Below are 12,323 nucleotides of genomic sequence, written 5' to 3'. Positions count from 1 at the left end.
TTTAAAATAATTACAAACGATTTAACACGCTTTCAAAATCCGCCCGCTTGGTTTCACCATTTTGGCGTGCTACCAATTTGCCATTTTGAAAATATAACAACACAGGTGGACCAAACACTTGCAATTTTTCATACACTGCCTTGCTATCTGGCGTATTTTCGGTCACGTCCAATTTTACCACTTGCCAATTTGCCAAATTACTGGGTGGATTGGCAAACAAGGTTTTTTCCATAATCCGACATTCAATGCACCATTCAGCAGTTACATCCACCAATACATTGGGGTATTGTGCCAATAATGGCTCAAGCTCAGTAAGTTTATGAATTTTTATCGCCGAATGATTTTGAACAACCTGTGTGCTAACGGCTTTATTTGTCAAAGGTTTTAACGGTTGCCAACTGTCTTGACTGCCTAACGCCACACCTATCATCAAAATCGCCGTCCAAATCGTCAATACAAGGGCAACCGCCTTACTTAGCAACTGACCACGTCCCTGCCAATGATACGCCCACATCGCTACCACAGCGAACCAAACCGCCCATAAAGCAAGCATCAAACTGCTCACAAAAATCCGCTCAATCATCAGCAAAGCAACCGCAAACATCATCAAGGCAAAACCTGATTTTACCCAGTTCATCCACTCGCCTGCCTTTGGCATAAAGTTACCTTGCGTTGCACCCAGCAACATGAGCGGAGTAGATAAACCCAAACCCAACATAAATAAAGCAAAAAAACCAATCACAGGATTGCCAATGGTTGCCACCCCTGCCAATGCCCCTGCCAGCGGTGCAGACACACAAGGTGACACCACTAACGCCGAGAAAAATCCTGTGATAAAACTACCTGTTACACTCCCCAAACGCTTTTCGCCAACTTGGGTTAAACCTTGCAATTTCATACTAAGTTTAGCAGGCAAACGAATGGGCAACAAATCCAACATATATAAGCCAAGCAACACAAAGAGTAATGCAAAACTTAACAAAACTGTTGGATTTTGTAATAAGCTCATCACCCCAAGCGACTGACCAAACACCGCAATTAACGCCCCTAGCATACCGTAGCTAGTCGCCACCCCAAGCCCATAGCCACCTGTTAATAATAAGCCTTTTTTGGCGGACGGATTATGCTGACGAGCAACAATATTGGCAACAATCGGCAACATGGGTAACACACAGGGTGTAAACGCCAAGCCAAGCCCTGCCAAAAACAACAGCACCAACGCCAAGCCAGTATGCTCTGCCAACCCAAAAATATCTTGATTTTCGTTATGGGTTAAATCCAAATTAACCGTATTTTGTTCGCTGGTGTTTTGTGCTAAACTATTTTCGGATAGGTTATCTTGAGAAATTGGCGTTGCCAGACCGCTTGAAGCAACGCTTGCGGTTAAAGCGGTGCTTGATGCAGTGGTTGATGCAAGATGAGTACCGCTTGCAACTATTTGATTTTTATCCAGTTTATCTGTTTTTTCAGATGTTTGCAATTTTTTAGTTTCAGTCACCGAACTGGCAGGTGCAACCGATTGTTTTTGTTGTTCTGATTTTGTTGTATCTTTTTGATTGGTTTGCGTTTTTTCTGCGGTCGCCGATAAATTTTGAATGGTAAAATTTACTTTTTCAGGTGGATAGCATAGACCTGCTTTGGCACAGCCCTGCCATTTTAATGTGGCTTGGGTTTTATCAATGTTCACATCGCTCATTAACGTAGCGGTAGCAGTCACGGTCTGTTCAAACACAGGCACACGCCCAAAATCTGGATCATCTATCAGTTTTGGCTCAATGTTAAAACTGAACGGCGTTGCGGTGATGCCTTTTGGTAACTCAAGTTTAAGTTTATCTTGGTAGGCATAATAGCCGTCCTGTACTTCAACCCGAACGCTGATGACATTGCCTTTTTGGGTAGGAAACACTTGAAAGGCTTGATGAGCAGGTAAAATTTCGCTCGTTGTTGTGGCATTACCGAATAAATCGCCAAGACTTGCAGAATGGGCGATTGGCTGGGTTAAATGGCTTGCTAATAATACACCAACTAAGACAGATTTTTTAAAATTTTTTGCTAAAAAAGTCATACAATTACTCAATTATTTTTTAATCAATAGCCTTTAGTCGGTGATTGGGTGAAAATCTTACAGAAAATCGTTAAAGCTTAGCAAAAATATCCGCATTGCCGTCTTCACCGCCCTCTTGCCCGTCCGCACCAAGCGAAAACAAATCATAAGCACGCCCTTCTGTCCCCGGGGCGACATATTGTAATTCATTTTCCCAGCCGTCTTTTGGAAAACCGCCTTTGATATACCCCCCTTCAGGCCAGTTTTTTGCCCCTTGCGGTGGCGTGATTAGGGCGTTTAAACCTTCTTGTGTGCTTGGGTAGCGTCCATTGTCCACTTTAAACATGTCAATGGCATTAGACGTGGCAGAGAGTGCGGTTTCGGTGGTTTTGACACGGGCTTTATCGCTTTGTCCAACGACTTTTGGCACAACCAATCCTGCCATAATCGCCAAAATCACAATAACGACCATGACTTCAATTAAGGTAAAACCTGCTTGTTTTTGATAATTTGACATAATTATTCCATCTTCATTTATTTTAAAAAACGCTATTCTAGCAGAAAATTGTATGTGATTATGGATTTTTGCGAAATAAAATATTTGTTAATTTTATAGAAACATTAGGGATTTAAACGGTTTTTGGCGGTATCATAAACTTCATTATCCGCACGTTTGCCAACCGTAACCAACAAAATATAAATTTCATCGTCATTGACTTGATAAACCAGACGTATGCCTGATTTTAACAATTTAACCTTATAGTAACCGACCAAATCGCCACCCAAACGATTTTTTGGAATGTGCGGATTTTCCACAATTTTGTCTAATTTTTTGCGTAATTGGGCTTTGATTGCCGTTGGTAAACTTGCCAATTCTTCCACAAAATCATCATGAACTTTAATTGTGTAAGTCATGAAAATAACTCATCAAGCGTGGTTTCACGGATTTTATGAGGTTCAGCAAGGCGTTTTTTGGTAATTTCCACCAAATCACTGTCATCATCCGCCACCATAAATTGACGAATTGGCATTTTGCCAGTTTTAGCGACATAATCCAAAAAAATTCGCACCGCTTGGCTTGGGCTAATGCCTAATTCTTCAAACACCAAAAAGGCTTGTTGTTTGGTAACATCATCAATGCGTACATTTAAATTTGCCATCGTTTGCTCTTTTTTACTTTTACCAAAAGTAAATTGTAAAACACTTGTAAAACAAATGCAACCACTACTCCACCACTTGATGTACATCATAACTAAGCTGTGCCACAGGCTCAAGCTGGGACGTAAATTGATAAAAACGAATATCATAACTGCCCGTTTGCCAAGTGTCATAAGGCTGATAACTCACCCAATTGGTATTTGAATCTGGCGAAATCAGCTTTTTTTCAAACAACAGCACTTCCCCTGTACTACGATTTGTCCACTTGATAAACACATTTGTCCCCAAAGGTACTTTGCCAAAGGTATTGAGATGTGCGTAGAGTTTTTGGCGTTTTTGCAAGGTATTGGTATTCATGGAGTTTTCTGGAAAATTAGGCGTTGTAGAGAGCAACACCTGCCCTGTTAATGGTTGATTGTCGTTTTGTTTGTACAATTCTTCTATGGCTCGGTTGGCAAATTGGCGTTTATCGCCTATCAACTCGGCATCTTTTTGGGTCATAAAGCGAGACACATACGCCGATAGCTGACTGTCTGGAATGGCATTTAACACCGCTTTGGCGGATTGTTCATTAAAATTTTGGGTTGAAAAATTGGTTTTGTTTTGCTGATTTTGGGCAATGGTTTGTTCAATCACCACTGCTTGACTGGCGACTGGAGCAGTTTTCGGCTGGGTTGGCGTGGCGAGTTCATTAATAGACTGTGGGGTTTTGGCTTTTAGGTTGTTTAAATCCTGCATATAAGATTTTGTGGTCAAAATAAAGCTCAATAACGCCCCTAGACCAAATACCACAAGCGTATAAATTGCAAAAAACAGTTTATTTTTCATCTTTTTTCCAACGTTAAAAAAACGACCTAATGATACCATTAAGCCGCTTTATTAGGTAGTAAAATTTTGATTATTTACAGCTTAAAGTTACGCCATTGAGTACAAAAGATTTACCAAAATTAATACCACCTGCAATAGAACCTGCACCTGTTGTACTACAAGTCAATGCTTGTGTAGCACCACCATTGAATTTAGCGATGCTAAATGTACAGCTTTCACCTTTTTTGCCGTAGACGTTATTGCCATCAATGGTACAAGCTTTAGTAGTTGCTATATCAACAGGCTTGACTACTTCTTTGGTTAAAGTACATTTTGCGACTTTACAGCTTGCGTCATCTCCACACGCATCAAATGCGACTTTGGTTGGGCAACTATATTCGTTTTTATTGGTTAAAACCTTTTTAAAACTTTGGGTATAAGTTGATGAACTATCCGAGCTACCACCACCGCAAGCGGTTAAAACGAACGTACTGGCTAAAACTAAACCACTGAATACCTTTTTCATGGCATTTTCCTTATCTTAAAATAGTCAGAATTTAGCAACAATCATGGCTGAAAGTTACCGTTTTTTTTAGCAAATTTGATAAAATATTTTTGAAAAGTTTACCAATTTGTTGTTATTCTTACATGTTAATACAAAGCAGAAAAAAAAGATGTTAAATTTTGTATATTTTTTGTAAATTTATTGCTATATTATTACTTTGTAAAATGTATAAAAAAACGGCTCAATTGAACCGTTTTTAAAAGGGATATCACAGATAAAATGCTTATTTGACACAGGCCACATGGTAAGTCTTGCCATTTTTTATTAAATTGATAACACTACTCTCATATTTTTTGGTTGCGTAGTAACTGACAGTAGGTCTTTCTTGAAGGCTGACATAGCTTTGACATTTTAAGCTAAACGCATATCCACCATTAACATCAGGTAGTTTAACCTTACATTCTTGTGGAACAAGTTGCGAAATACGGTCGTTTTTACCATTTTTACCTGCATGAATGATTTTTAACGTATGGTCAATTTGACAACTTGGCAGATTAACCAGTCTCGCCTGATAAGCACCCACATCAAATGAGTCAAAACTACCTGAACTATCCGAACTACCACCACCGCAAGCGGTTAATGTCAATGTGGTTGCTAGGGTTAAAATGGCTGTGTTAAATAAGTTTTTCATGGTTTATCCTTGTTTAAAAACTTACCCAATCTTGATAGCTTAGGTAAATTTAACAATATTATTCACATCTTAAAAATTTTGCACCTGTTTTGCTTGGCAGTTGCTCTGCTTCTAAGCCTTCACCATTGATATCTGACTTAAATATGGTTTTGCCTTGTGCATCACATTCTAGAATCTTTGGCTTACCATTGTCAAAGTCTGGAACGCTAAACTGGCAACTTTCGCCTTTTTTGCCCCAAAAGGTGTTACCTTGTGTTTCGCAGTTTGGTAGCGTTAATGCAGGTGGTGTTCCTTTTACAAGCGTACATTTGGCAACGCCACAAGTGTTGTCATCGGTACAACTATCAAGTGCATGTTGAGAATAGCACTTATACACATTGTTATTTGCCAAGGTTTTTTCTACACCAAAAGCAATTTCTTTTTGTGGTTTGTTAGTTTGATGATTTGTACCAGAACTGCTTGAACTACCGCCTCCACAAGCGGTTAATGCCAAAGTTGTTGCCAAAATTACAGTGGAAAGAATTTTTTTCATGTTAATTTGCCTTAATGAATACAATTTAATTGAGCTAAATTATAGCACAAGTCTGCTACAAAAAAATAGTGATTTATCCTGCCAAATCATTCATATTGACTATCGGCAACATCACCGCCATGACAATGGTCATCACAATCACCCCCATTAGCACCAACATCAACGGCTCAAGTAGCGATAACAAAGTACTTATCATATTGGTTGCTTCGTTTTGTTGCATATCGGCAGTGCGAGCCAGCATATTATCCAGTTCGCCTGAGTTTTCGCCACTTTTTATCATTTGTACCATCATGGGGGGAAAATAGTTGCTTTTTTCCAGTTGGCTAGACAGGCTCGCCCCTTCAATCACTTTTTCACAGGCTTTGTCAATGTTTTCTTTGATATGCACGTTTGACATTACCGCACCGCCTATTTTTAAGGCATCCACCAACGGCACGCCAGAGCGTACCAAGATTGACAAGGTACTGGCAAAACGAGAAGCGTTCAAGTTGCGAGACAGTTTGCCAAAAATTGGCAAGCGTAATACCAACGCATCAAAAGTCGCACGTCCTGCGGTCGTTTTGATAAATTTTATCAACAAAATCAAACCACCAGACACAACTGCTAACACAAGCCACCACCATTGGGTTAAAAGATTGGACAAGGTCAAAACAACTTGGGTAATGGTTGGCAAGGCTTGCTCGGATTGTTCAAACACTTTCACAATTTTTGGCACAACTACGGTCATCAACCCCACCACGACTGCAATCGCCATTATCAGCAAAATAATCGGATAAACCAATGCCCCTTGTATCTTTTTTTGCATGGCAAAACGGTTTTCGGTATAGTCTGCCAGTTGGTTTAAAATCAAGTCTAAATGCCCAGACCGCTCGCCTGCTGAAATGGTTGCGGTGTAAATCTGCGGAAAATTGCCCGCTTCGTCCAACGCTTTTGACAGGCTATAGCCCTCCAACACTTTGGAACGTACTGCCAAATTTAACGCTTTGATATGCGGTTTTTCGCTTTGTTTGGCAACTGCATTTAACGCCTGTTCAATCGGAATCGCCGATGCCAAAAGTACCGATAATTGCCGAGTAATTAATGCTAAATCGTAGGCACTGATGCTTTTTTGTCCAAAACGGCGTTTGCCCGCATTTTGTTTTTGGATAGGGGTAACTTCCACAGGCAATAGCGATTTTTCTCGTAATTGCTGACGGATTTGGCGAGCGGAATCGGCTTCTAAAATCCCTTTTTCGGTTTTACCTTGTGCGTCTATCGCAACGTATTGATAAGCAGGCATAGTTATTCTCATCGTTAAAAATTGCTTTATTGTAAACAGATAGCACGCTAAAATAAAGCCCCATTTTTACAAAAAATGTCACGGAAAAATTTATGCCACAAAAACATTTAAGAAAACAACTGCGTAAACAACGGCTAAACTTAACAAAACGAGAGCGTAACTATCATGCTTTGCAAGCCTATCGCCAGTTAAGCAAATTAAACAAATACAAACACGGCACAAAAGTTGGTTTATTTTTGGACGCATTTGGCGAACTGCCAACCCAACCGATTGCAGATTGGGCAAAAAGACATGGTTTTGAGCTGTATTTGCCAGTGGTTATTCATGCGGATAAAGTACTAAAATTTATTAAAATTTCTCAATATACTTTAAAAAATAACCGCTTAATCACCCATAAACTTGGCATGCAACAACCTGCTTACGGCAACATGATAAGCGCCAAACAGTTGGATTTGCTATTTATGCCCTTGGTTGCCCTTGACAAAAAAGGCAATCGTATGGGTATGGGTGGCGGTTTTTATGATAAAACCTTGGCAAAATGCAAAAATAAACCTGTTAAAATCGGTTGGGCGTACAATTTTCAGTTGGTGGAACGCCTTGACGTGAATACATGGGATATTGGCTTAGATATGGCAATTTTGCCAAGCCAAAAGTTACGCTTTCGGCGATATTTAAACCCATAAAATTTTTTAGCAATCCCTTGAGAAAATTCGCAAAATACCGTAATATTGCCACAATTTTAACCCAAAAAGACGATAATTATGAGCACTATTTTAGCCAAAATGCGACAGTTAATTAACCAATTAAAAGCCCACAACCACGCCTATTATGTGCTAGACAACCCCACGATTAGCGACAATGAATATGACCAATTACGCCAGCAACTGATTAATTTAGAACAACAAAATCCCACATTTATCCAAGCCGACAGCCCCATTAACCAAGTGGGTGATAAGCCACTACCGTTTTTTAGCCAAGTTCATCACCAAATTCCGATGTTATCGCTTGGCAATATTTTCAATCTGGAAGATTTGCAAAACTTTTTTCGGCGTGTCAATGAGCGTTTATCCGAGCAATATAAAAATCCTGATTATGAAGTTGAGCTAAAATTAGACGGCTTGGCGGTGTCACTGATTTATCAACACGGCGTACTCACCCAAGCCGTGACTCGTGGTGACGGACAGACGGGCGAAGATATTACCCAAAATGTCAAAACCATTCGCAACTTACCATTAGTACTGGACGATACTTCCATTGAACGATTAGAAATCCGTGGCGAAGTGCTAATGCCAAAAGCAGGTTTTGCCAAGCTTAACCAACAAGCCGAACAAAATGGCGAAAAAACGTTTGCCAACCCACGCAATGCCGCCGCAGGCAGTCTGCGACAGCTTGACCCCAATATTGCCAAAAATCGCCCCCTTGCATTTTACGCCTATTCGGTGGTGCAAGGCTTACCGAATGAAATTAGTACACAATTTGATGCGTTAATGTGGCTTAATCATCTTGGTTTTACTTTAAGTGATATTAAACTGGTGAATACCGCAAACGAATTGCAAGATTATTATTTATCCGTGATTGACAAACGCCCCAATTTACCGTTTGAAATTGACGGTATTGTGGTGAAAGTCAATGATTTAGATTTACAACGACAATTGGGCTTTTTAAGCCGAGAGCCACGTTGGGCGACGGCGTATAAATTCCCTGCTGAAACAGTGATGACCCGTCTTAATGCGATAGAATGGCAAGTTGGGCGTACAGGACAGCTAACCCCTGTTGGCAAACTTGAGCCTGTGAATGTGGGCGGGGTTACCGTGAGTAATGTAACTTTGCATAATATTGGCGAGATTGAACGCCTTGATATTCGTGTCGGTGATATGGTGAGTGTACATCGTGCAGGTGATGTCATTCCCAAAGTGACAAGAGTATGGACAGACGAACGCCCAAATAAAACCGAACCTGTTACCTTACCAAACAATTGCCCAGTCTGTAACTCACCTGTGATTTTGCCTGACGGTGAGGCATTGGCACGTTGCACAGGCGGACTGTACTGCCCTGCTCAACAGCAAGAAGCGTTGATTCACTTTGTCAGTCGCAAGGCAATGGATATTGATGGTTTGGGCGAACGTTGGCTGATTATTTTTCATGAATTAGGTTTAATTCATAATGTAGCAGATATTTATGATTTACACAAACAGCGTGATGAGTTAGTCAAAATTGAAAAACTGGGTGAAAAGTCGGTTGAAAATATGCTAACTGCCATTGAAAACAGCAAGCAGACGACTTTGCCAAAATTTATTTACGCACTTGGCATTCGTGGCGTGGGCGAAAGTACGGCGTTAAATTTGGCAAAACAATTTGGTGATTTAGACAATTTAATGCGTGCCAATTTAGATGAACTACAAAAAACGCCTGATGTCGGTGAGATTACCGCCGATGCGATTGTTGAGTTTTTTAAAGCTAAGCATAATTTAGCAGTGATTGAACGTCTTATTAAAGCAGGTATCACATGGCAAAAACTGAGTAACGAAACGCTCGGCAATCAACCGCTTGATGGACAAAGCTGGGTAATTACTGGCACGCTGACCAGCATGGGGCGTGATGAAGCCAAAGCCAAACTCCAAGCGTTGGGAGCAAAAGTGTCAGGCTCGGTGTCGGCAAAAACCACCACACTGTTGGCAGGGGAAAAGGCAGGTAGTAAACTGGCAAAAGCTGAAAGTTTGGGGATAAACATTGTTAATGAAGCTGAATTTTTGGTGATGTTAAATGGATAATCTAAGTCTAGGCTTTGGTTAGGTATAACAATAAATTTTATAAAAAACTAAAAAATCTATGGTTAGCCGGCGTAATCGCACCGTAAACTTTTTCCAAACAATAACTGTTCAAGGTAATTTGTAATTTGCAAAGCCCACATTTTACTACGTTGAACTAATAGTTTTTTTATTCTCATTGTCACGAATTAAATTTAATCCCTCTAGTAGAAAATGCTTTTAAAAAATGCAAAATATTTAGGGCGATTGCTACTCGTTATGATAAGTTACTCTTATGTTATCAGATTATAGTAGCTGATATGTTAAATTTGTGAATATTCAACAGACCCTACACCTCTTTCTTAGTCATCATTACAGTTAAAACATTGATAATCATCATTAAACATTTCACAAATTACATAGTGTTCCCCAATAGCGTCATATTCTTTTTCAAGATATGGATTCTTAGCGGTTATTTCATCATCGTAACTTAAGAATGTATATTGTTCACGTTCTTTTTTTAAAGTAGTCTTTACATTGGCTTTAGCCCAATTTTCTAAGTATTGACAGCTAGGCTTATTAAAATAATTAGCTTTCACTAAAAACGTCTTATAACCTGGGTGATTTGGAAATATTTTTTCAAGATACTCAGCACGGTCAATGGTTGGCTCTTTACCACAACTGTCTAAAAGTATTAACAGGCTAATATTAAATACTAATTTCCACATTTTCTATCCTTAATTTTACCAGTACTGGCACGCAATTATGGTGAAACTGTAATGCCCACCAGATTTTGACTGATGTGTTAAATTTGTGAATGTTCAACAGACCCTACACCTCTTTCTTAATTTGGCAACAAATTTTGGGGCGTTTTGTCTAAAATATCTAATACATTTTGGTAGGTCAATCCTTTAGCAAATTTTCCGAATTTCTTATAAAGCGTGAAACCAATTTTTATCGCAGTTACTTTGTTAATGGCTAAAATTGTTGTGAATTGTCAGGGTGTCCTAATAAGATTTTGGCTGATGTGCTGGGTTATAAGGATCAAAGTTTTCATGATAATACATCGGTTTTTTACAAAACCGTTTGTAAGTTGGGGTCACTACTGTTCTGTCAGAATAGACTTCTATTTTGAAGGAGCAAGAGGGTTTTTGGTTGGGGTAAGCAGGTTTATCTACAAATATATTACCAAATAAATACTTACCATCAATAGAAAGAATGTCAATTTCAAACTTTCTATTGTTTTTTTTCCAATATTCTTTATCATATCTTATTACAGCTTTTTTGTTTTTTCTTAATTTGTATTTAATACGCATACTACGTATTTCTTTACTAGTAAAGCCCGGATCTTCATCACTTGATATCTCTATCTTTTTGTACAATATATCATAATTAATATTGTTGTAAATATAAAAATTAGTATCATAAAAAAAAGATGATACCAAGAAATATAATTTAAATATCAATACACAAAATATAATTTTTTTATATTTTATCAATAATAAAATCAATTTTTTTTTCATTTTTTAATCCTATCTGGGTTATCTGTATTATAGCACCAATGTATATGTTTTGAATTCGGCATTTTAACAACGGCTGTCTTATCTAAAATATTCAATACATCTTGATAAGTTAATTTTTCGGCAAATTTTCCGAATTTTTCATAAAGTTGAAACCCAATTTTAATAGCTGTAACATCATCGGGTGTGTCAGCTCCTTTTGTTGCTTTATTGAATACTTGTTGAGAGGTTGAACCAAACAATAAGACTTGTTCTCCAAAACCCACACTAAGCCCAACATAGCCATAATGAATGTTTGACCAAATATCATAAAAATAGTCGTAATCTCTATATTTGTGGTAATGGCTTTTTAGCACTTCACCTTCTTGCTTTTTTTCATCATATCTTCTATGTACAGTAATACCACTATTTCTATTGAATCTATCATCATTATAAAGTTTTGGCTTATGATCCCAATCCTTATTCGTGTCAACCATATCATACCATAGCTTGAATGCCAACACGTAATTTCTTTGGGTTTCTGGATTACGAATAGGTTGCCCGAATTCAAAAGGATCTTTTATTTTGTTAATTCTCTCATTTGATTTATCAAACTCTTTTTGTAATTCTGCTCCTATCTCTCCAGTATTATGATAACGAATTCTCTGAGCCACCAAACTCTTAACATTCCTCTTAATCTCATCAACAATATACTCAGCAACTTTTATCGCCCCATCAATTTTATGTGGACAATCTTTTCTAGATATAGCCTGATCTTTCACATTATCAGGGTTTGTGCTATTCAAGCCTTTGGTTACTTCCCAATAATTACGTATTACCTTGGCTTCATGACGATAAATCCAATTAATACTTTTATGCTCAGCAATTGTTATAACCCCCTTATTTGTTTGCTGATGAATACTAATGAAAGCCCTACCACTTCTATCATTTAGCGTTCCAAGTAATTTGACTGCATGCTTGGCTTTAGCTTTATCAAATAATAAAAACTCGCTAGTATCAACCGCCAACCAGCCTTTTTCATTTTGCTTAGGGTTTGGTTT

The 12,323-nt window shown here is 38.5% G+C and carries 14 protein-coding genes; 2 read left to right on the top strand and 12 right to left on the bottom strand.

Annotated features, from left to right (window positions below; translation table 11 throughout):
* Window positions 1-10: 10 nt before the first annotated feature.
* The 9 genes from A3G3_RS0107915 to gspF form a co-directional block, all read right to left on the bottom strand.
* A complete protein-coding gene (locus A3G3_RS0107915; RefSeq protein ID WP_019519999.1) occupies window positions 11-2,065 on the bottom strand; it encodes a cytochrome c biogenesis protein CcdA in 2,055 nt (684 codons plus the stop codon).
* A gap of 70 nt (window positions 2,066-2,135) precedes the next feature.
* Window positions 2,136-2,561: a type II secretion system major pseudopilin GspG gene (gene gspG, locus A3G3_RS0107910; protein WP_019519998.1), complete on the bottom strand. Its 426-nt coding sequence runs from the start codon at window positions 2,559-2,561 to the stop codon at window positions 2,136-2,138.
* 104 nt (window positions 2,562-2,665) lie between these two features.
* Complete coding sequence (locus tag A3G3_RS0107905; RefSeq protein ID WP_019519997.1) at window positions 2,666-2,959, bottom strand: type II toxin-antitoxin system RelE family toxin; 294 nt, start codon at window positions 2,957-2,959, stop codon at window positions 2,666-2,668.
* Window positions 2,956-3,204 (bottom strand): type II toxin-antitoxin system RelB/DinJ family antitoxin, encoded by a 249-nt coding sequence (locus A3G3_RS0107900; protein WP_026212928.1) that lies wholly within the window; start codon window positions 3,202-3,204, stop codon window positions 2,956-2,958. The genes A3G3_RS0107905 and A3G3_RS0107900 overlap by 4 nt, the downstream gene beginning before the upstream one ends.
* Window positions 3,205-3,268: 64 nt before the next feature.
* Complete coding sequence (locus A3G3_RS0107895) at window positions 3,269-4,030, bottom strand: hypothetical protein (RefSeq protein ID WP_019519995.1); 762 nt, start codon at window positions 4,028-4,030, stop codon at window positions 3,269-3,271.
* A 70-nt stretch (window positions 4,031-4,100) separates the two neighbouring features.
* Window positions 4,101-4,535, bottom strand: coding sequence for a hypothetical protein (locus A3G3_RS0107890; protein ID WP_019519994.1), 435 nt, complete (start codon window positions 4,533-4,535; stop codon window positions 4,101-4,103).
* Between the two features lie 262 nt (window positions 4,536-4,797).
* Window positions 4,798-5,205 carry a hypothetical protein gene (locus A3G3_RS0107885; RefSeq protein WP_019519993.1) on the bottom strand — a complete coding sequence of 136 codons (408 nt, stop codon included), beginning with the start codon at window positions 5,203-5,205 and terminating at the stop codon, window positions 4,798-4,800.
* 58 nt (window positions 5,206-5,263) lie between these two features.
* Window positions 5,264-5,737 carry a hypothetical protein gene (locus A3G3_RS13450; RefSeq protein ID WP_019519992.1) on the bottom strand — a complete coding sequence of 158 codons (474 nt, stop codon included), beginning with the start codon at window positions 5,735-5,737 and terminating at the stop codon, window positions 5,264-5,266.
* 73 nt (window positions 5,738-5,810) lie between these two features.
* Window positions 5,811-7,016, bottom strand: a complete 1,206-nt coding sequence (gspF, locus tag A3G3_RS0107875; protein WP_019519991.1) for a type II secretion system inner membrane protein GspF — start codon at window positions 7,014-7,016, stop codon at window positions 5,811-5,813.
* Window positions 7,017-7,108: 92 nt separating this feature from the next.
* On the opposite strand from gspF, the gene A3G3_RS0107870 reads away from it, so the two are divergent.
* Complete coding sequence (locus A3G3_RS0107870; RefSeq protein ID WP_019519990.1) at window positions 7,109-7,699, top strand: 5-formyltetrahydrofolate cyclo-ligase; 591 nt, start codon at window positions 7,109-7,111, stop codon at window positions 7,697-7,699.
* Window positions 7,700-7,777: 78 nt separating this feature from the next.
* A complete protein-coding gene (gene ligA / locus A3G3_RS0107865) occupies window positions 7,778-9,787 on the top strand; it encodes an NAD-dependent DNA ligase LigA (protein ID WP_019519989.1) in 2,010 nt (669 codons plus the stop codon).
* A gap of 338 nt (window positions 9,788-10,125) precedes the next feature.
* Here the strand turns inward: ligA and A3G3_RS0107860 are convergent, their stop codons facing one another.
* The 3 genes from A3G3_RS0107860 to A3G3_RS13445 all read right to left on the bottom strand — a co-directional run.
* Window positions 10,126-10,491 (bottom strand): hypothetical protein, encoded by a 366-nt coding sequence (locus A3G3_RS0107860; protein ID WP_019519988.1) that lies wholly within the window; start codon window positions 10,489-10,491, stop codon window positions 10,126-10,128.
* 279 nt (window positions 10,492-10,770) lie between these two features.
* Complete coding sequence (locus A3G3_RS0107855; protein ID WP_019519987.1) at window positions 10,771-11,286, bottom strand: hypothetical protein; 516 nt, start codon at window positions 11,284-11,286, stop codon at window positions 10,771-10,773.
* Window positions 11,283-12,323 (bottom strand): polymorphic toxin type 44 domain-containing protein (locus tag A3G3_RS13445; RefSeq protein ID WP_019519986.1); only part of this gene is annotated, 1,041 nt, incomplete at its 5' end. The genes A3G3_RS13445 and A3G3_RS0107855, both read right to left, overlap by 4 nt.

Origin of the sequence: Moraxella boevrei DSM 14165 (assembly GCF_000379845.1) — a bacterium.
Taxonomy (GTDB): Bacteria; Pseudomonadota; Gammaproteobacteria; order Pseudomonadales; family Moraxellaceae; genus Faucicola; species Faucicola boevrei.
Note: the sequence above shows the minus strand (reverse complement) of the source record. Positions and strands in the feature narration are given on the sequence as shown.